15 protein-coding genes are annotated in these 21,239 nt (G+C 62.9%); 8 read left to right on the top strand and 7 right to left on the bottom strand.

Features of this window, described 5'->3' with window-relative positions:
* Positions 1–55: 55 nt before the first annotated feature.
* Entirely contained in the window at positions 56–337 is a 282-nt protein-coding gene (locus tag P8L30_07880; protein MDG2240108.1) for a hypothetical protein, read from the top strand.
* On the opposite strand, the gene P8L30_07885 is transcribed toward P8L30_07880, so the two are convergent.
* The 3 genes from P8L30_07885 to P8L30_07895 all read right to left on the bottom strand — a co-directional run bounded on the left by P8L30_07885 (position 334) and on the right by P8L30_07895 (position 4,897).
* The gene (locus P8L30_07885) at positions 334–1,806 is read right to left on the bottom strand and encodes an APC family permease (GenBank protein ID MDG2240109.1); all 1,473 of its coding nucleotides are present in this window, start codon (positions 1,804–1,806) and stop codon (positions 334–336) included. The genes P8L30_07880 and P8L30_07885 overlap by 4 nt on opposite strands.
* Complete coding sequence (locus P8L30_07890) at positions 1,796–3,358, bottom strand: amidohydrolase (GenBank protein MDG2240110.1); 1,563 nt, start codon at positions 3,356–3,358, stop codon at positions 1,796–1,798. Before P8L30_07890 ends, P8L30_07885 begins: the two co-directional genes overlap by 11 nt.
* A gap of 96 nt (positions 3,359–3,454) precedes the next feature.
* Positions 3,455–4,897 (bottom strand): amidohydrolase, encoded by a 1,443-nt coding sequence (locus tag P8L30_07895; protein MDG2240111.1) that lies wholly within the window; start codon positions 4,895–4,897, stop codon positions 3,455–3,457.
* A gap of 119 nt (positions 4,898–5,016) precedes the next feature.
* Here P8L30_07895 and P8L30_07900 point away from each other — a divergent pair, with 119 nt between their 5' ends.
* Positions 5,017–5,253 carry a hypothetical protein gene (locus P8L30_07900; protein ID MDG2240112.1) on the top strand — a complete coding sequence of 79 codons (237 nt, stop codon included), beginning with the start codon at positions 5,017–5,019 and terminating at the stop codon, positions 5,251–5,253.
* Between the two features lie 25 nt (positions 5,254–5,278).
* Here the strand turns inward: P8L30_07900 and P8L30_07905 are convergent, their stop codons facing one another.
* Positions 5,279–7,726, bottom strand: coding sequence for a CehA/McbA family metallohydrolase (locus P8L30_07905; GenBank protein MDG2240113.1), 2,448 nt, complete (start codon positions 7,724–7,726; stop codon positions 5,279–5,281).
* A 332-nt stretch (positions 7,727–8,058) separates the two neighbouring features.
* Here P8L30_07905 and P8L30_07910 point away from each other — a divergent pair, with 332 nt between their 5' ends.
* Complete coding sequence (locus tag P8L30_07910) at positions 8,059–9,573, top strand: amidohydrolase family protein (protein ID MDG2240114.1); 1,515 nt, start codon at positions 8,059–8,061, stop codon at positions 9,571–9,573.
* Between the two features lie 107 nt (positions 9,574–9,680).
* Complete coding sequence (locus P8L30_07915) at positions 9,681–12,971, top strand: amidohydrolase family protein (protein ID MDG2240115.1); 3,291 nt, start codon at positions 9,681–9,683, stop codon at positions 12,969–12,971.
* A gap of 209 nt (positions 12,972–13,180) precedes the next feature.
* Here the strand turns inward: P8L30_07915 and P8L30_07920 are convergent, their stop codons facing one another.
* The 3 genes from P8L30_07920 to P8L30_07930 all read right to left on the bottom strand — a co-directional run bounded on the left by P8L30_07920 (position 13,181) and on the right by P8L30_07930 (position 16,434).
* Positions 13,181–14,563 (bottom strand): amidohydrolase family protein, encoded by a 1,383-nt coding sequence (locus P8L30_07920; protein ID MDG2240116.1) that lies wholly within the window; start codon positions 14,561–14,563, stop codon positions 13,181–13,183.
* Positions 14,564–14,964: 401 nt separating this feature from the next.
* Entirely contained in the window at positions 14,965–15,285 is a 321-nt protein-coding gene (locus P8L30_07925) for a hypothetical protein (protein MDG2240117.1), read from the bottom strand.
* A 72-nt stretch (positions 15,286–15,357) separates the two neighbouring features.
* The gene (locus tag P8L30_07930; protein ID MDG2240118.1) at positions 15,358–16,434 is read right to left on the bottom strand and encodes an aldolase/citrate lyase family protein; all 1,077 of its coding nucleotides are present in this window, start codon (positions 16,432–16,434) and stop codon (positions 15,358–15,360) included.
* Between P8L30_07930 and P8L30_07935 the strand changes: the two genes are divergently transcribed.
* From P8L30_07935 to P8L30_07950, 4 genes are all read left to right on the top strand, one after another.
* Positions 16,433–17,056 carry a hypothetical protein gene (locus P8L30_07935; GenBank protein MDG2240119.1) on the top strand — a complete coding sequence of 208 codons (624 nt, stop codon included), beginning with the start codon at positions 16,433–16,435 and terminating at the stop codon, positions 17,054–17,056. The genes P8L30_07930 and P8L30_07935 overlap by 2 nt on opposite strands.
* The gene (locus tag P8L30_07940; GenBank protein MDG2240120.1) at positions 17,053–17,943 is read left to right on the top strand and encodes a GLPGLI family protein; all 891 of its coding nucleotides are present in this window, start codon (positions 17,053–17,055) and stop codon (positions 17,941–17,943) included. Before P8L30_07935 ends, P8L30_07940 begins: the two co-directional genes overlap by 4 nt.
* A gap of 5 nt (positions 17,944–17,948) precedes the next feature.
* Positions 17,949–20,765 (top strand): TonB-dependent receptor, encoded by a 2,817-nt coding sequence (locus P8L30_07945; protein ID MDG2240121.1) that lies wholly within the window; start codon positions 17,949–17,951, stop codon positions 20,763–20,765.
* A gap of 131 nt (positions 20,766–20,896) precedes the next feature.
* A partial coding sequence (locus tag P8L30_07950) for a hypothetical protein (protein ID MDG2240122.1) occupies positions 20,897–21,239 on the top strand: 343 nt, incomplete at its 3' end.

Below are 21,239 nucleotides of genomic sequence, written 5' to 3' on the forward strand. Positions count from 1 at the left end.
GCTCGTTGACTCAACGAAGTGAGATGCCCCAATTGCCACTCTGGCACCGGTCGTGATGAAACTCCTGCCCGGATGCCCAACCGAAGCTGAGCCCGCACAACTCAGGCACTTTCTGGGGTGCTCCGAGATCCTCGACGTCGAAGGGCTCGCAGGCTTCGAAGATGCAGTGCTCGTCGGGCGGATCTGCCGGAGCGGAGGCTGCACGGTGCGATCGGTGATCGACTGGCTCATCACAGTCATGGCGCTGCGGCGGGAACACCCCGTGCTAGCTCGCGACCGAGATTTCGAGGGAATCGCTCAGCACGTGCACCCGCAACTGATCTCGCTCTGCTCCTAGGCGTAGTCCTCCAGAATCAGCTTCGCCCGGTCGTCTTCGGATACCCGTTGTCTGTACCCACGGGCACTGAACCAGAAGGCGAGCCCGGTTACGCTGAGCGCCGCGAGCACGAACCACTCCAGAGGCCAAACGAGCTGACTCGGACTCCCCGGTACGAGCATCACGAGCAGAATGAACAGCGACCCGGCAGCCGCCACGTACGCAAGCGCGTTTCCGCCTGGTAGCCGGTACGGCCGTTCCAGATCCGGGAACGCCTTCCGGAGTCTAATCAGCGAGAGCGACACTCCGAGAAACGCCAGCGCGATGCAGAACGACCCAACATCGACGAAGGCGAGGATCGCACCTCGGCCCAGGCAAGCCGACAAGAAAGTCACCAGACCGCTGAACAGGACAGCCCTCGCGGGGGTCCCGTATCGGGCATGCGCCTCACCGAACGACTCGTGGATGATGCGGCCGCGGCCCAACGAAAACAGCACGCGGGAACCCGCCAAGAAGAATCCGTTCCAACTCGTAAGCAGCCCGATGAGACCAGCCACGAGCACGAGCCGCACGAGCGTCTGAGACTCGAAAGCCGCCGCAAACGCCGCGGCTGTTGGCAGATCACTCTCCACGGTTTCCCGCCAAGGCCCGGCCATGCCGGCCCCGAGTATGATGGCAATGTAGAAAACCGTGGAACCGATGATGGCGAGGACCACATAGAGGCCTAGCCGCTTCAGCGGAGCATCTTCCCGACGCTCCTCTGCGGCCTGCGGAATCGTGTCGAAGCCGACGTACCAGAAGGGCACCGTCACGAAGACGGCAAGTATGCCTCCGAGCCCACCGGTCCCGAGCGTCACATCCCCAAAGTAAGGAGCCAAATTGCCGAGCTCCCCACTACTGATTCCCGACACCACAAACAGGCCAGCGCAGAGCAGGAAGAGCGCGGTCAGAACAATCTGTACGCGCGATGCGATTCCCACGCCGAAGTAGTTGATGGCCGTGATGAAGCCGGTGAAGACGAGCGCCAGCAACAGGTGCGAAGCGTAGACCGTCGAGCCGGCGATCTCGTAGAGCGGGAAGACGTCGACCTGGGGGAACAGAAACGAGAGGACCAACCCCACCGAAATGGCCTCGAAGGCCGAAACAGACAGGTAGCCGAAGGCCAAGAACCACCCGATAATAAAGGCCTTCGAGGTACCATACGCCTTGTACGCGTATGCGACCTCTCCACCGGTGACCGGGAGCATGGGTGTGACCTCGGCGTAACACAGCCCGATGATCAACATGAGCGTGCCGCCGGCAATAAACGCGACAATCGCTCCGACCGGGCCTGCCTGCTCGAACCACCCGCCCAGCGCGGTGATCCACCCGACTCCGATCATCGAGCCGAACGCGAGTGCGAAGAAGCCGAAGCCGCTGATCGCTCGCTTCAGCTCTGGTCGATCCGTACCTCCTCCTGCGGAGGCAGACGCGCCGATGTTACCGCTCAAAGACGACCCGCCCACCGACGATGGTCGTCTCGATCAGAACGTCTAGGATCTGCTCAGAATCGATCGTCAACAGGTCGTCGGACAAGACAATCATGTCTGCCAGCATACCCGGCTCCAGAGTGCCCTTGACGCCTTCCTCGAACGTGATGTGGGCACCGTTCCGTGTGTAGCCACGAATCGCCTCTTCCATCGTCAGTCGCTCTTCCGGTGCGAAGACGGCGCCTGATGCACCCTTCCGTGTGACCGCAGCGTAAATGCCCACCATTGGGCCAATGGGCAGAATGTCACTGCTAAGCGCCACAAAAACGCCGTGATCCATAGGGCTGCGTAGCGGGTTGTTGTGCGCCGCATGCTCCTCGTGCAGGTACTCGACGTACCGACCCTCGAGCGTGTAGGTGAAGTTCGGCTGCTGCGTGATCATGATCCCGTGTTCGGCCATCAACTCCATCACTTCCGGCGGAGGACGCACCGTGAAGTGGTTGAGGTAATGCCGATGATCGTCGCGCGGTGAGGCCTCGAGCGTCTGAGCGAAATAGTCGACGATGAGTTTGATCGCCGCGTCTCCGATGGCGTGGAAACCCATCTGCCATCCCATCTCATGGGCCTGCCCGACGAGCGTCAACAATTCCTGCTCGTCGATATCGAGTGACCCATGGAAACCGGGCTCACTCAGATACTCGTCGATCGTATAAGCGCTGGGCCCAGTGAAGCCACCATCGACGAAGACCTTTACCGCCCCAACCCGCAGCCGGTCGTCTCCGTCGCCGGTCTTCTTGCCGAAGGCCTCCATTTGTTCGGGTCCGCCCCATCTGATCTGAACGCTGGCGCGCGGGAGTCCCTCTCCGTGCTCGCTATAAACCGTCTCCCACTCTTCGTAGCCGCGCGTCGATACACCTGCCTGAGTCATGCTCGTGATGCCAAGCTCGAGCAGGTCTTGAAGGTGCTGTACGAAGCTCGGGCGGGTCTCCTCTCGTGTCGCACGAGGGACAAGCCTGCCCACGATGTCCTGGCGCTCCCGGATGACGCCGTTCAGTTCGCCCCGCCCATCTTTCTCGAGGATGCCACGATCTGGATTCGGGCTGTCCTTGGTGATCCCCGCGAGATCGAACGCCAAGCTGTTGACCACCGCGCTGTGCCCACCCGCTCGGGTTAGCGTCACAGGATTGCTCGGAGCCGCCTCGTCCAGGTCCGCTCGTGTCGGTTTGCGCTGTTCTGTGAAGGCATCTTCGGACCAGCCATATCCGGTGATCCACTCCCCTTCCCCGAGTTCTGCGACCTTGGCCCGGACCTGCTCTTGCAGTTCCGCGACCGAACCGGTCTCAGTCAGGTCGATTTGACGGATGGGGTCGCCGCTGATGTGCAGATGTGTGTCGTTGAACCCCGGAAGGACTGTCTTCCCTTCGAGGTCGATCGTGCGAGTCGCTTCGTACCGGGAGAGCAGATCATCCCCGCCGACGTCGACGATCACACCGTCGCGCACTGCTACCGCCTGGTAGATCGAGAAAGCGTCGTCGACCGTCACGATCTTTCCGTTGTGGAGCAGTAAATCCACAGGCTCGGGCGGTTCGCACGCGGCTATCGCCCCGAGGAGGAAGAAAACCAGGCCCCGGCTCCTCCAACTTTTCACCATGCGGCGGTGCTCCATCCTCTAGCGACCACCGATCAGTGAAGCCCTGTAGTCCAGTGGCGGAGCGCGATCGCCAATGAGCGGGTCGTATTGGAAGTCCACGCCACGGAACTCTTCGAACTCCGCTCGGATCGCGGCCACCTTCTCGGGACTGGTGAAGAGATCGATCGCCGTGAGGGCCATCGTCTTCGCTGCGACCATCATGCCTTTCGCGCCAATGGTGGTGCCCCCTGCAGCGATGGCCTGCCAGGAATGGGCGCCCGTTCCGGGGATCCACGTCGCCGTGGACAACGTGGAAGCAGGCACCATCCAGCTCACGTCTCCGGCGTCGGACGAGGCGTTGGTGCGACGGTACTCGAACGGCATGATTTCCGCCGCGCTTTCCAACTCAGGTGCGGCAGGCAACTCGTTCTTCAGAGCCTCGGCGAATGTCCACTCTTGGTCGTCGTAATAGACGCCGCCCACCGTCATGAGATTCTCGTACACGACTTCCTGCAGAGCGGTGACGGAGAGACGCGAGTACGACCCACCAATGACTTCGTACTCCATTGTCGTCCCGGTCCCCGATGCTGCCCCTTCTGCCGCGCTCACGAGCCGGTCGAAGATGGCGCGCACCATCTCTGGGTCAGGGTGCCGGACGTAGTAGTACACCTCGGAGAAATCGGGCACGACATTGGGCGCCGAGCCTCCTGATGTGATCACATAGTGCAGGCGTGACTCCTGCGGAACGTGCTCGCGCATGAGGTTCGCCATGAAATTCATAGCCTCCACCCCGTCGAGAGCCGACCGTCCGCGTTCGGGGGCGCCGGCGGCGTGGGCCGAGACACCGCTGAAGCGGAATTTGGCCGACTTCACCGCCAGATTGGATCCAGGACTGGCGCTGTTGCGATCGCCAGCATGCCAGGCGAGCACCACGTCGACGTCGTCGAAGAGGCCTTCGCGGACCATGTAGACCTTACCCGAGCCGCCTTCCTCCGCAGGCGTGCCATAGAGCCTGATCGTGCCCGGATTGCCCGTCTGCCGCAGCCACTCTGCGGCCCCAATCGCCGCTGCGCTGGACGCAGTGCCATACAAGTGATGGCCGCAGGCATGCCCTGCGATCTTCCCCTCGATGGGTGAACGAAACGGAACAGCGTCCTGATTGATGCCCGGAAGCGCATCGAATTCAGCGAGCACGCCCACCACGGGCGATCCGGAGCCATATGTCGCGACAAATGCGGTCGGGATCCCCGCGACGCCCCACTCGAGGTCGAAGCCATGGGCCTCAAGTTCGCCAGCCAAGAGTGCTGAGCTTTGTTCTTCCAGGTACCCGACCTCGGCGAGATCCCAGATCTCCATGGCGATGTCTGTGAGCTGCTCCTCTTGGGAGTCGAGGAACGACATGACGTCCGCCTTGGACATCTGGGCCGAGAGAGGGTTGGCCAGCGCCATGGCGACGGCGAGGACAATGGTGGCACGTGACATCGCGAACTCCGAATCTGCGTGGATGCTCCACCTGCAGTTGCGGCTTTGGCCTGCTCGCTGTCAAGCCAGAGCGCCCGGACGCCCAACGCGTCAGCGCCGACGACTCCCAAGTGTTGAGAGTGTCACCGGCTGTCGGGCGGACTTTGGATGCCGAAGAAGACCCGCCCTGCGGAACCAACCAGGTCGTGGTCAATGACGGCTTCTGGCGGCTTCGCATGGGGGGGGACAAGGTATTCCAACGACCCATTTGTCCGGAACAATTGGAGCTTCAGGCCGTTCTGGGGGATCTCCTGCTCGGCATCCTCCGGGACGAATTCGACATCCAGAATACCGCCGTGTTCAGGTATCGCAGGTAGCGATATCGGCCGGGATCGGGGTCGCTCAGGGGCGGGGCACCCCGCCTTTGCGGGCGTCGAGCGCGGCCTCCGCGGCCTCGAAACGAGAGATGAGAGTCGGAATGTCGGCGCCTTCGTATCCTTCCAGGAGCGAGGCCTTCGCGCCCACCAGCGCCGCACGTAGGGTCGCGACCGACCGGAGTTCGGCTTCACGATCGACGCTGCCGACCTCGCCGATCCAGGTCGGCGAACTATGCGCGAAGGCGTAGCTGTCCATCGCTGGCCATGACTCTGTGTCCGGGCCTACGACCCGCACGGCGATCCATCCTCCAGCCGGAATTTCGACGCTGCCTGAGAAGCGTTGATGCGCCCCGCTTCCAGCCTCGTCGCTCCAGGCGACCTCGCCATTGACGATGATCTCGACCCTGGAGACACCCACGGCGGTGTGCAGGGCGAGTGTCCACTCTGCGGTGCCATCGGCCGGCGTCGTCTCACCCGGGCCGGCTCCCTCGACCTCAAATTCGATCAGCGGACCGTTCGTCACGAAGCTCCGTCCTGCCGCGACTCCCGCGAGGTAGCTGTCGAAGTCCTGTGCATCGCCGGTGTGGACGTAGGTCCGCGTCGCGCCGGGCGCCATTGTCCGGTAGAAGTTCAGCATCACGTCGCTGCCCGACGTCGCCGCAACCGGCCATCCCAGGTTCAGGAACTGGTACCAGACCTCGGCAGTCCCGAGCTCGTCGGTCCAGAGGCAGGCGATCTCGAGGGCCTGTACGTCGCCGAGGATACCGTCCGCGACGAGTCCTACTGGAAGGCCGAGTGCCGCCGGATCGCCGAAGGGGTCGGCGCCCGCCGGGTGCACATACGACGCGATTCCTCCCTGACGGCGGGCGAATTTCGTGACCTCGTCGTTGGCCCGGTCGTCCTGGCCGTACGCCTGATAGCCCGGACCCCAAACCCAGGGCCAGAACATCTCGTCGGTCCCGATCAGCCCCAGGTGTCCCAAGAAATGAGAGCGAACCTCCTGACCGAAACGAACCATCGGGGCCGCACCGCCATCGGCCCACCCAAACCAGTGCTGCTCTCCCAAGCGCTCGTGGAGATTGGCCACAAGCGGTGTGGCCACATCGAGACCCTCTCCAGCCATGACCGCACGCAGGTCTTCCGGGTCGAGTCGGTAGGGCCCGCCGTAGTTGAGGTGGAAGTGCTGGTCACCCGAGAGCCATCCGGCGGCCGCGGCGTCCCACACCGGCCGAAGCTGGATCTCCAGGGTTGCGACCTGTCCAGGCAAAACCACGGCTCGGCGTTGCTCGGCGGGCGCAGCGAGCCCTCGGGCGATCGTCACTGTCACCTCGCCCGGAGGTGCGTCCAGCTCCACGACGCCGTCGGAGTAGAAGAAGACCCGCCCCGTCTGGCCGTCGAACCGGGGCACATGACCCCGGGGAAACACAGCATGACCGTTCGCATCCACCACGGAGACGCGGGTGGCGACGGGCCCGGGTTGGAGGGCCGATTGTGTCGTCAACCGCAGCCGACCCCAGCGAGCCGCGGTGTCGAACGCCGTGATGTCGACCATCTCAACGGGACCTCCGTCAACGGAGACTTTGTAGAGACGGAAGATCTCGTCGTCGCCGGCTTCACTGAACCAGACCCACTGGCCGTCGGGGCCCCAGGCCGGGGCGAGGGGCAGGCGGTCGCCTCCGCCCGCGAGAAGCATCGTGGAGCCAGGACGATCGAGCGAAGCGAAGCGAAGCTCCCACCCGTCGCCGTGGGCCTGGGGAATTTGAAAGGCGACCCGACGCCCGTCGGGCGAGAGGGCAGGCTCGGTCTGCGAGAGGAGCATCCCTTCGACGATCGTTCGTTCTTCTCCGGTGGTGAGGTCCCGAAGAAGCACCCGGTTGCTGCCGCCCTTCTCGAGGTACAGCAGCTGGCCACCGTCCGGTGTGAGCTGAGGTCTGCGAGAAACCCTGCCCTCGCCTGCGACCTCCGTGCGTGTCGTGCCGTCCGGATCGAGCCGCCAAATGCGGATCGCCCCCGATTCGCCTGAGGCGTACCAGATCGATCCGTCCAGGCCGTAGCTGGGATCGAGTTCGATCGCGTCTGTGTCGACCACGATGTCCTCCCGTCCACTCGCCACATCGATCTCGACGATCCACGTGTCCGCTCCGTCATCGCGCACGAAGACGATCCGGTCGCCGTTCGGGGCCCAGCGAGGACGTGAGTCCATCTCTCCGCCCGTCGTGAGCTGCGTGGCGACCCCGGTCTCGAGATCGACGAGCCACAGCCAGCCTCGGTCGGCCATCGCGATCTGCGTGCCATCGGGCGAGACGGCCGGATCCATCGGGCCGGTCGCCAGGGTGGGGAGCTCGTACCCTTCGAGGTACACGTGGTGGCCATTCCCGACCTGGGTGTAGCGGCTCGTCCACTGACCCGTCACCGGTCCGGGAAGGAAGAGCAGGATCGAAGCGAGTGCGGGCAGGATGCGACGTGAGTTCATGACGAACCTTCAACAATGCGCGGGCGGGAGTGGTCGCGGCCAAGATGGGGCGACGTTGATCGTCGAGCCACCTCGCCCGCCGCCGCTTGAGCGCAACATCTCAGGCTTCGACGACTACGCCCAGATCGTGGACGTCGCCGACCGCCTGCTGGCCCGAGGGTTCTCCGAGCCCGACGTACACAACATGACGTTCACCTCAAGAGCAGTGGGCCGACCAAGGCGGAGTAAGATGCTCCTCGCCTCGCGCGGGGCAAGCGAACCGCCGGATCACTGGCTGTGCGATTGCGATGGCGGTAAGCTCACCGCCGCGTCGCCGCAAAGGAGGATCGACCATGCCGAGGCACATCACGTTCCGTCCCATCGCCGTCCTGCTCGCCTTCGCTTTGCTCGCGCCCGCGGCCTTGGTCGCGCAGAGCGCCATCGCGATCGTCGGCGCCACGATCATCGACGGAAATGGAGGTCCGCCCCTCGCGAATGGAACGATCGTCCTGACGGGCAACCGCATCAGCGCGGTCGGTCCCAGCGGGAGCGTGGACGTCCCTGATGGGGCCCAGGTCATCGACGGTAGGGGCAAATTCGTCACCCCGGGCTTCATCGACAGCAACGTCCATCTCTCGTTGTACGGGGCAGGAGAGACGATCGTCCGGTATGAAGACAGGAACGCAGACCTGACGCTCGAGTCGGCCCAGCTCCAGCTCAAGAACGGATTCACGACGGTGCGGGACAGCTACGGGTCGCTGCTTCCACTCATGGAGGTCCGAGACGCGATCGCTCGAGGAGAGGTGGTCGGTCCTCGTATGCTCGTGGCGGGGAACATCGTGGGGTGGGGTGGGCCGTACTCCATCACCTTCTCGCTCGTGCGCGGCACCGGTCTCACGCTTTTTCAGGAGCAGTTCAACGACTTCATTACGCAGGGGTCGGGTGAGGAGTGGATGGAGATGGAGCCCGAGGATCTGCGTGTCGCCGTGAACGACTATCTCGATCTGGGACCGGACTTCATCAAGTTCGGGGGGACGAGTCACTTCTCGAACCCAATCATGATCGGCTTCAGCCCACGGGCCCAGGAGGTCATGGTCGAGGAGACACACAGGCGAGGCCTGGTGGCCGAGACGCACTCGACGAGCCCGGAAGGCCTGCGACTGTCTGTCGAGGCCGGCATCGATCTCATTCAGCACCCGGAGGTACTTCCGAGCGTCATGTCCGACGCGCTCGCCGAGGACATCGCCCGACGCGGGACGATCTGCGCCATGCTGTCGAACACGCTCACGGGTGAGCCCTGGGAACGACACCTGAAGCAGCAGGCGGATCGTGCCGAAAGCGAGGCAGAAGAGGAGGAGGAGGACGCGGGACAGGAGAGGGCGAGAACCTCGGCCGAACTGCGGGCCGAGGCGCGCGGGAACGGCGAAGGCATGGACATCCGTCGCCAGAATGCGGAGAAGCTCATCGCGACCGGTTGTGTGACGACGATCGGCACGGACAACTACCTCGGGACTGCGCCTGAATTCCGGCGCGACCCCACAAAAGCGCTCAGTCAGTCCTTCGGGACGGGGAGTGTGCTCGCCACCGAGGGGCTCGTCGAATTAGGGATGACGCCGATGGAGGCGATCGTGGCAGTGACGAAGAATGGAGCGATGGCTTGTCTCATGCTCGACGAACTGGGGACCCTCGAGGAAGGGAAGTTCGCCGATGTGGTCATTCTGGGGGCGGATCCGCTCGAGGACATCCGCAACATTCGCGTGATCGAGACCGTCATCAGGGACGGAACAGTCGTCGACCTCGGTGCTCTGCCGAACCAGCGGATCTTCTCGAATCCTGCAGACACGTTGCCGGACCCGGGGTCGATGTGAGCTCCAGGCCCTTCCCGGGACTGGCTACGCCGCACCGCCAACCCTAGTCTGACCACTTCGGGCAGGCCACCCAGGCCTGGCCCAGGACTTAGCGATGTGAGTCTGCGATGTGGCGTGCGCTCAGTTTCCGGATCTCATTTTCTGTCTTCCTCGCTCTCACGTTGGCGTGGCCAGCCGCTCCGGCTGCGGCGCAGGAGGAGTCCGAGGACTGGGATGTGACGCTCGCGCGGGGTGAGACTCGCGAGATCGATTTCCAGACCGACGAGGGCACGTGGATGTCCGTCGACGTCTCACCGGATGGTCGGTGGGTCGTCTTCGATATGCTGGCTCACGTGTACCGCGTGCCGATGGGAGGTGGAGACGCCGAGAGCCTGACGCAGGAAAGCGGCGTCGCGCTCAATTATCATCCCAAGTACTCGCCGGACGGGACCCGGATCGCGTTCATCTCGGACCGAGGTGGTCAGGCCAATCTCTGGGTGATGGACTCCGACGGGTCGCACCCGCGTCAGGTTCAGACCAGCATGGACACGCGCGTCACCATGCCCGAATGGACCGCCGACGGAGAGTACATCCTTGTCGTCGAGGACGGCGGAATTTCGATGTACCACCAGGACGGCGGGACGGGCATCCAGCTGGTCGACAACGAAGGTGGAGCGCCTTCGTGGCCGTCGACCTCCGCGGATGGTCGTTATGTCTACTACCAGGTCCGAACCGGAGGGCAGGCGGTCCAATGGGCGGTCGATCACATCGATGACGAGACGGTCGCGGATGCGATGCAGGGTGCGAACAACCTCTCACGCATGGATCTCGCGACCGGCGCGGTGACCCGCGTCACCAGTGGTGTCCCTTCGCGTCAGTACCGACTGTCGTCGGGTGGCGCGATCGCCGGTGAGGTCTCCCCCGACGGGCGCTACATGGCGTTCGCTCGCCGGATGCCCGACGGCACGATCGAGTGGAAGGGGCATGAGTTCGGACCTTCCACCGCGCTCTGGGTCCGTGACCTGCGAAACGGCTCCGAGCGTATCGTCATGGATCCGATCAGCCAGGACATGACGGAGGGCATGAAGACGATTCGCCCACTTCCAGGTTACTCGTGGACGCCTGACGGAAGCGGCATCGTCATATCCCAAGGTGGCAAGATCCGCCGCCTCGACGTGGCGAGCGGCAACGTCGCGACGATCGACTTCGACGCGAGGGTCCATCGGACGATCTCGGAACAGGCGTATCGGGCCTTCCGCATCGACGACGGCCCCATGCCGGTGACGTACACCCGCTGGCAGACCGGATCGGCGGACGGATCGAGCCTCGCCTTCACGGCAGGGGGGCGCATCTATGTGATGAGCCTGCCGAACGGAACACCGAGTCGCCTTACGTCGGACTCCGACCCGCACTTTGAGTACGCGCCGTCGTGGTCCCCGGATGGTGCCTGGATCGCGTACACGACCGTCGACGAGACGGGCGCAGGTCACGTCATGAAGATCCCGAGCGGTGGTGGGACGCCGCAGCAGGTCAGCCAGGAACACGGCGAATACTCACACACCCGCTGGAGCCTGGACGGCTCCGAGATCGTGGCGACGTGGGGTTCGGGCGCGACGGCTCGTCAACGCACGATGGCCCACAATCCCTGGTACGACATCACGGTTTTTCCGGCCGATGGCGGAGCGGGTGACCGGATCGTGCGCGTCGAAGGGCCGACGCTCTCCACACGGACCCAATTCCTGCGCCCATCCTTCGGACCGGAGGGACGGATCTACTACCCCCAGCTTGGAACGAACCGGGCTGATTCGACCAGACTCATGTCAGTGGCCCGCGATGGTCGTGACCCACGCGTCCATCTGATGCTTCCATTCGCCGATGAGGTCGTCATCTCGCCGGATGGCCGCCGGGCCGCGTTCAACGAGGGCGACAACGTGTACATGGTGCCCATCCCGTCCGCGGTTGTCCCGGTCGGCATCGACAAGAAGAGCGGTGCGCTTCCGGTCACGCAGCTGAGTCGTGGCGGCGGCATCTATCCGAGCTGGCGCGACCAAAACACGGTCGAGTTCGGGAGCGGTGCGACGTACTACCGGCACGACGTCGCGGCCGAGACGACGGATACGATCGCGATCGAGCTCGAGCTCGATCGTGACGTACTCCCCGATGGAACCATCGCGGTTACCAATGCCCGCATCATCACCCTCGAGAACCGACAGGTCATCGAGAACGGCTCGCTGGTTGCCACGAACGGTCGGATTACCTGCATCGGATCCTGTGACACTTCAGGAGCCGACCACGTCGTCGATGCGACAGGAAAGACGCTCATTCCAGGCTTCATCGACATGCACTCGCACTTCTTCCGCGAGTACCGGGGCATCATCCCGCCGAAGGCGTTCGAGGCGGCCGTCCCTCTCGCGTACGGTGTCACGACGAACCTCGACAACTCGATGTGGTCGCAGGACATCTTCCCCGCGATCCAGATGATCGAGCAGGGCACGCTCGTCGGATCGCGCACGTTCACGACTGGTGACCCCCTCTATCGGGGCGACGCGGCCCGACAGAACGACCTGAGCAGCTACGAGGTCACCGACGACAACATCGCGCGACTGCAGTCGTGGGGCGCGGTTTCGCTGAAACAGTACATGCAGCCCCGTCGCAATCAGCGTCAGTGGGTATCCGATGTCGCGCGTGAGCGTGGCCTCATGGTTACCGCCGAGGGGGGCGACCTGGCCTACAACCTCAGCATGATCATGGACGGACAGACCGCGTGGGAGCACCCGATCAGCTACGTGCCTATGTACTCGGATGCCACGCGCTTCTTCGGGATGGCAAACACCGTGTACTCACCGACCTTCATGGTCGGAGGCCCTGGGCCCTGGAACGACGAGTATTTCTTCCAGGAGACCGAGGTGTGGAGGAATGAGAAACTGCGGCTGTGGATGCCGTGGAAGCAGTTGGTTCCCCACGCACGCCGCCCGTTCCAGCGTCCTGAGACGGACTACAGCTATCCAATGCTCGCGCAGGTCCTTGCCGATATCATCGCAGAGGGCGGCCATGGCGCTATCGGCTCACACGGCCAGCAGCACGGGCTCGCCTCGCACTGGGAGGTCTGGGTCGCGGCTTCCGCGATGGGGCCGATGGGGGCGCTCGAACTCGCGAGCAACGAGGGCGCGTACTTCCTGGGAGCCGAGCAGGACGTCGGATCTCTGGCCGTCGGAAAGCTGGCCGATCTGATGATCCTGAACTCCAACCCGCTCGACAACATCCGGAACACGACCGACATCCAGTCGGTGATGAAGGGAGGCGTTCTGTACGACGGGATGACGCTCGACGAGGTATGGCCACAGCAGCGCGCGTACGGGACGCGGCCATGGATCTACGATGAGATCTGGCGGAGCGGGCCGCGGCCGGTGAACCGATGAGGCTCGGTGCGGCCGTCGTTGGACTGCTTGGGCCGGTGATCAGGCCCAAGCAGTCTCACTGACTAGAAGTAGAGGTCCAGCAGGGGACAGGTATTCCAACGACCCATTTGTCCGGAAAGCCAAGGCAGCGCTGAGTGATGGGTCTTGGCATGCGGAGGCAGCTCGGGCTAGGGGTTAGTGATCACATTCGCGCAGCACTCACCCCCGTCCTAACCACCACGCCTGAGCACCTGGCCTGGATACGCCGACTGCACGACGGAATCAATGTCCCAGACTTGGACTCCGTTGACCCACACGCCGTGGATGCCCGTCGAAGCAAGCTGGGGAGACTCGAAGTCCGCGTGGTCCGTGACCATCTCGGGATCGAACAGTACGAGGTCGGCCCATGCTCCTTCTCGGATGACCCCACGATCCACGATTCCCATGTGTTCAGCTGCGAGGCCAGTCATCCGATAGACCGCCTCCTCGAGAGAGAGCATTCCGTCCTCCCTCACCTGCGTACGAAGCACTCGCGTGAAGGACCCATACCCACGTGGATGGGGCCCCGCGAGTTCACCATCGCTGCTCACATTCGTATGCGCCCACTGATAGAGGCCGGCAATGTCTTCCTCCTTCATGCTGCGAGCGACGATCGACTCTCGCACGTCATCAGGAGCGTCGGGACCGTACGCCATGTCTAGAAGGGCGAGATACGCGGTGACCGCATCCTCTTCCCGCTCTAACGCGATCTCCTCAAGCGTAAGGCCCACGTAGGACGGTTCCGGGGTGAAGCGTCCGAAAATGATCCCATCCGGCAGCGCCACTTCTCGGAGGGCAAACCCGACCTGTTCTCGAGTGAAGTTCCCGTCCGGTACCAGCACTCTCATCGTGGACTGCCAGTACGTGTATGGGTAGACGTCCGCCGTGACGTCGACGCCCCTCGCCCTGGCCGCATCCAGCTTCTGGAGCAGTTCATCCGAGCGACCCCAAAGGCTGGTCATGGCAAGCTTCATGTGGCTCACCTGGACGGGGAGGCCAGCTTCGGAGCCGATGAAGAGGATCTCATCGATGGCATCCCAGAATGTCCGGTCCTCACTTCGGATGTGGCTGATGTAGCGGCCATTGAACTCGGCGGCGACGTGGGCCAGGGAGACCACTTCCTCGGTCGTGCTGTTGAGGGCAGCCGAGTACTCGAGGCCTGTACTTAGACCGAAAGAGCCCTGCTCCATATCCGCCCGGAGCAGCACAGACATCGAGTCCGTTTCGGGTGGGGTCGCTGTGCGCTGCAAATCATCACCCATGACCTCCCGCCGAAGCGCTGCGTGTCCAGTGTACGATGCAACGTTGACCGCGGGAGGCGTCGCCTCGGCTTGGGTGAAGAAGTCGACGAGGGGATATTGGGAGCCGCCATCCTGACCCACCACGATGGTCGTTATGCCCTGACTTACCACGGCCCGAGCGGACCGCATGTCGCTGAGCAATCCTCGGTCGTGATGGCTGTGCGTGTCGATGAAGCCGGGCGAGAGTACAGCGCCCCCACCATTCACGACGGTCTCACCTCTGCGCGGCGTGAGCTCGCCGACCTCGGCAATTCGGCCGTCGACGACGCGCACTGACCCCGGGGACGAGGGCGAGCCTGTACCATCGATAACGCGCACATCTTGAAACAACGTGCCGTTTGAGGATGGGCTGCATGCCGCCATCAAGCCGGTCGCTAGCAGCAGCAAAGACCGTCGGGAGACTTTCAAACTATACCTGGGCAGGAGGCGCACGACATGCTCGAAGGACTAGGGGTGGGCCCGCGGGTTTTGATGGGGTCGCGACCCTGGCAAGATGCCGTGCAGGGGGTCAAACCGCGAGCGCCCCCACAACTGTGTCACAGATGCGTCGAGGCCCACCGAAGTCCCAAAAGTCGCTCCAAATCAGGTGCGCTACCAGACTGCGCCGCTACAGCCGCAACAGCATCTCTTTGAAGCGCTCAAACACGCCGGCTGCCTCATCTCTCATGCTCCCTTCAGCAAGGCGCCCAAAGCGCCTCTCCACATTCACGAGCACCTGCATCCCCGCGGAAATGGAAGGGCCATTCCACCCCGATCTGCTCTATGCGTTTTCCGCGCAACGTCTCAAGCACCGCAGCGACGGCCACGTAGTCCAACACCGGAGAGCCTTCCGGCGGGAAACCAATCACCTCGATCGTGATGGCCCTCTGCACCACTGACATCATCCTCTTTAAGGCCACCAACATGAAGTCCCGAGTCTCCGTCGGCGTCACAGTGATCAAGCCGTCAATCTCGTCCTGAGAACCATCGATTACTACTGTTGTCGCGCCAGTCACCGACCAGTGCATTTCGACCGATGCCTCTAGAGCGCTGCGTTGAGACGGACGACGCGATCTTGCATAGAAACGCTAGCGGCCCGCAGCCTTTCGTCCGGCTTCAACCGTCGCAAAGCCCGAGTCGCCCCACCCCATCACGTGCACGCTGAAACCCTGCTCCATGCGCATCGCGATGTCGGAGGCGTTAGAGGGGAATCCGCACTCGAGATCGTTCTCCTTGCAGGCAGACAACACCGACTGAATCGCGTGCTCCCAGCCGTTCTGGTTCTGTACGCGCTCGCCCTCGGCGTTCTGCGACGAGAAGATGCCCCGGAGCGTCCCAGCTCCCGGCCACAGCACGCCGATCCCTGGCACGGCCGCAATCTCGGCCAGGTTCGCGAGCCCCGCGTGGCTCTCGACAATGACCCATAGAATGAGTTCACCGTCTGGGTTGAGCGGCCACACATCTGCCTTGGCGCGATACTCGGCTTCGCTCACGCCCCAATAGGCAGGAGCGTTTCCGACGCGGTCCGGACGCGTGCCGCCGTTCGATTCATATCGCATGGCGGCCACGGCCTGCCGAACCTCTTCCGCAGACTCGACCTTCACCGCCATGAGCGTGCTCGCTCCGGCGTCCAACTGCTTCGCGATGGCGTCCCGTGCACCCGCATAGTCCGTGCCGACCTCCTGCATTTTCACGACAAGAGGATTCGTTCGCGTTGATGCGCCAGCACCGCTCATCGCGGAGACGAAGCTGTTGAACGCAGGCAGGCCACGATCCACACCGCCCTCCATCGAACCATCGAAGACGAAGTCACTCATCGTATACGCGAGCGTCTCCTCAGCGAGTTGGGCCGGCGTCTTCACCGGACCGGCAGGCGCACCCCTTCGCCCCGCACTCGCCCGGGGCGCATACATCCCGAACACCGGCATACCCGCCTCGTGTAGCGCGATCATGGGATTCAGTCGATCCGAGCTCTGGGCCGCTGCAGGTGCGGCGTCCGCCGCGAATACCAAAGCCACGACGCCTAATGTGAGCATGAACCGCATACCGCTTCCTCCTCCGGAGAACCACACGACACTGCTGAAGGACGCCACGGTAGATCGGAGGCCGTATGCCAGCAAGGACAGGTCCTCCCTCGGCAGACCTTCCGCGCCACGGCGCGGCATGACATCGTTGGTACTCTACATCCCGCAGAGCGACCTCTCGATGTTCCACTCCGACTCCCTCCCCTTCATCATCAAGAGGGGCTCCGACGTCTTCTCCGGCGAGGGAATGACGAGCACGGTTGAGACCGTCCACGGCCTACTTCGGCCCGAGAACGACGAACTCAAGATCCAGTGGCGGCTGGTACGGAAGACCGAGCACATGGGCTCCGAAATGCGCTCTGACCAAGAGGTAGAGCCTGTGCGCGAGATCGTGGTCTCGCTGAGCAGGGTCGCTGGAGCCATCGTTCGCCGCCGGTGGTGGCTCGACTGGGCCACCGGGCCCCGCCTGGTCCTGACTGCATCCGACCTGGGCGCATTCGAGGAACTCGCCGGCCATGACGGCCTGAGCCTGGACCACCCCGCAGAGGTCGTGCTGCGTCTGAGACGCTCTGACGCCTTGGCGGGCCGTGAGTTTGGTGCCGAGTTGGCGCTCGCCAAAGCCGAATACGACTTGGCGGCGGCAGAGCGGCGAGGGTTAGTCGTCTCTGAGGTCAGCGTCAGCGCGGAACGGTGCTTCAGTGTCACTAGTAGAAGACAATTGATAATTAACGCCCGCACGCTTCCCGCCATCCAACCGTCATGAAAACGATACTTAGCCTTTGCCTGTTGCTCGTCCCCGTCGGCTTGGCCGCTCAAGAGGGAAGCGTCACCTACGACCACACGGTGGTCTATGGCTTCGCGAATCCCGACGCCCGGCCTGCTCGAAGCGATAGCGCTCAGGCCGGTCGCGAGGGACGAGGTGGCGAAGGCCAGCAGCGGGCCCGGAGTGCCGACGGTGGTGGTGGCGGTGGACGAATGAGCGCACGTGCCGGCGGGGCGAGCTTCAGGATGCCTGAAGGCATGCCGACCAACAGCTTCGCCTCGGTGGTTTTGCGCTTCAACTCCTCCGAATCCGTTATGACTCAGGCTGAAGTGGTAGAAGAAGAAGAGGCCGCCGGCGGATCGGAGATGGACCGACGCATGGCATTGTTCGCCGACCGCATCAAAATGGGGTCGCCAGTACGCAGCGATCAGGAAACACTGCTCGGGGCTTATGCCAACAACACCGACGGCACGCTCGTCGAGGAACTCGAATTCATGGGGCGTACGTTCCGGATCACCGGCACCCTACCCGGATACGCTTGGCGGCTCGTCGCAGAGCAGAGCGACTTCATGGGCTACATGGTCCAAAAGGCCGAGACCGAACACGAAGGGAGAACCATCGAAGCCTGGTTCACCCCACAAATTCCGGTCTCGGCAGGCCCGGGACAGTACGGAGGGCTCCCGGGAATGATCCTAGTCCTCTCCGTCAACCGTGGGGAAGAACTGTACTCCGCGACATCGATCGATTTGGGCCAACTCGAAACCGGAATCGCACCACCTGAAGACGGTGATGAGATCACGCGCGAAGAGTACGAAGTGATGGTTGAAGAGAAACTCGAAGAGCTGCGCACTTCGCGCGGCCGCGGCCGCATACGGCGCATCGGATGACACATATGAACAAGCACTTCTTATTCCGGAACAGTCTGGTTTTCGGACTGGCACTGCTCGGATCGCTCGTGGCTACGCCGGCGGACGCCCAAGAGGAGTACGCCGTAGCCGGCGTCGTCGCGGATTCGGCTGGCGCCAAGCTCAATGGCGCGATGGTCGTGGCGCTGTCGCTTCCGGATTCGGTACTGAGGAAATTCTCACTGTCGAACGGGGACGGTGCGTTCACACTGACGCGGCTCACCCAGGGTGACTACGTGCTCCAGGTCAGCATGGTCGGTCGCCAGACCGTCCGGCATGACATCACGATCACGGACAGGAACGTCAACGCAGGCACGATTGAAGTCGATGTGCTCGCGGTGGAAATGGAAGCGCTCGTGGTCAGTGTCGACCATGTGCCCTTCGTGAATCGGCGGGACACGATGGACTACAACGCACTCGCATTCGAGACCAGACCTCAAGCCACCGTAGAAGACCTGCTCGCGAGGCTTCCCGGTGTGGAGATCGCCGAAGACGGATCCATCACCGCCCAAGGCGAGGAAGTGCAAAACGTCCTCGTAGAAGGCAAAGAGTTCTTCGGTACTGACCCGACGATCGCGACCCGTAATCTTCCTGCGGACGCCGTCGAACGAATCCAGATCTACGACAAACAGTCGGACATGGCAGAGTTCACAGGGATCGCAGATGGACAAGAAGAGCGGACGATCAATCTCGAACTGAAGGACGGAGCTAAGAGCAGCTACTTCGGCAACGTGGTCGGTTCTTTGGGTGGTGGCTCCGAAGCCGTCACGATTGCTTCCGCAACAGGTGGCGACGGGCTGCGCTACAACGAAAGCGTGAACATCAGCAAGTTCACGCCTACCACTCAGCTCGCCATTCTCGGCGGGGTCAACAACGTGAACCAAACCGGGTTCCACGTGCAGGGTGCGAGCTTCGCAGGAGGCGGCGGGCGTGGAGGTGGCGGGCCGACCCGTTTGGGTGGCGGCGGCAACAATGGCTTTACTGACGCCCTGTCCGTCGGCATAAACGCGAGTCACGACTTCGCGGACGACGACTGGCTGCGAACGAGCTACTTCCTCTCCCAGGTCGACAACGCTCAGAACAGCGAGACGTTGCAGCAACTGCTTCTGGGCTCTCAGATGTCCTCGCTTTCAGACCAGACCAGCAACCAGACCGCGTATCAGCTCTCTCACCGTTTCAACGCAAACGCGCAGAAGACCTTCTCCCAAGGCCACGACATGCGCTTCCGGGGGACACTGAACCTGGGTTCTTCGGACGCCACGAGCTTCGGAACGCAGTCGACGACTGCGGCTGACGGAAGGCTGTTGAACACCGCGGTCACCAACTACATCGGGAACAACAGCAGCCTCACCGGTAACGCGCGCCTCACGTGGCGGAAGCGGATCAACGAAGATGGGAGAAGCATCGTTGCCGAGGCTTGGACCAACATCAGCGACCCAGAAGAGTTCACCGATCTCACATCGACCATCGGCTCCTACGGCCGTGGCGACGTGCTGACGAACCAAGAGATCGCCCAGGAACAGTCACAAACCGGCCGCACACTCGGGTACTCGCAGCGACTCGCCATAACCGAGCCCCTCGGCGGCGGAAAAGTCCTCGAGCTGTTCGGGCAGCGAAGCGCGACGAATGAAGACCGTAACGAATCAGTCCACGACATCGTGGCGGGGGTACCGGTCTTCAACGCTGCCCAGAGTTCAGCGTTCGAGCGGAGTTACAGCTATCTCCGCGGCGGATTCCGGTTTAGCCGAAATGCCGACGATAAGCGCTTCGTGCTGGGTGTCGAGGTACAGGGATCAAACCTCGACGGTACGATCCTGAACCGGGACGAAACGATCACGAATGGATACACACATGTCCTGCCTTCCCTCGACTATCGGGTCCAGTTCGACCAAGGGAAGAACCTGACCGTCCGGTATACGACTTCGACGCGCGAGCCGAGTCTGACCCAGCTGCAGCCCTACTCGAACAACACGAACCCCCTCAACCTGTACATCGGGAATCCAGACCTGACGCCTGAGTACACGCATCGGCTGCGCGCAGACTACCGTTCCTTCGATCAGTTCACCTTCCTGAACTTCTTCACCTTCGGGTCGATCAGCTACACGAACGACCAGATCGTGACCGCGCGGACCGTCAACGAGAACGCGGTGCAGACACGCACGCCGATCAACGCCACGGACGGGTGGGGCGCGACCGGTGGAGCCACTCTGGGCACCCCGATCCGGCGCATCGGGGCGGAGATCAACGTCAGCTACAACGCGAACTACTCCACGGGTACAGAATTCGTGAACGGCGAGGAGAACATCAGCAAGATCCTCCGGCACACCGTTGATCTGAGCATGGAGAATCGTGACAAGGAAGTCTTCGAGATCCGCGCGGGTGGGCGGTTCACGTTCAACAACGTGGACTACTCCATCAACCAGGACTTCGCGCAGGATTACCTCAACCGCACGCTGTATGCGAACGGTTCGCTCTACTTCGGCGATGGCTGGACGCTCGAATCACGATTGAACTACCAGTTCTTCGATCAGGAAATCTTCGGTGAGGGACAGAACGTGGCCGCGTTGCAGGCGTCGCTGTCCCGCTTCGTGATGAACGATCGGGCGCAGATCAAATTTGTGGCGATGGATCTACTGAATCAGAACCAGGGTGTCTCGCTGACGAACACGTCTGCGTACATCCAGGAGTCACGAGTGCAAACGCTGGGGCGCTACGTCATGCTGAGCATGTCGTGGCAGTTGGGTCCGCAACGGGGCGGAGCCGCCGGTCGCTTCAGTGGAATGCATCGAGGGAGCGGCGACTAGAACCGAGTCCGGGACCGTCGACTGGGGGGAGCGGCTCGAGACGCTCCAACGCTAGCCCTGACGGGGTTCACCTGTCATCATGACAACGGACTCCCTATTAGCGTCTGCCCTCTCGACAGCATCGAACCGTCATGAAAACGATACTGAGCCTCTGCCTGTTGCTCGTCCCCGTTGGATTGGCTGCTCAAGAGGGAAGCGTCACATACGACCACACAGTGGTCTACGACGTCGCGAGCCCCGACGCAGAGCCTGCCAAAGGCGATAGCGCTCAGGCCGGTCGAGAAGGCAGAGCTGGTGGTGAAGACACCCACAGAGGACCAGCCGGCCGATCCGGCGGTGCCGACTTCTGGATGCCGGAAGGGATGCCAACCAACAGCTTCGCCTCGGTCGTTCTCCGCTTCAACGCCTCCGAGTCCGTCATGGCTCAGGCAGAAGAGGAAGAGAAGGAGGCGGCGGAGGAAATCGCGGACGGCT

It is taken from the genome of Longimicrobiales bacterium (genome assembly GCA_029245345.1).
Lineage (GTDB): Bacteria > Gemmatimonadota > Gemmatimonadetes > Longimicrobiales > Gaopeijiaceae > CALFPJ01.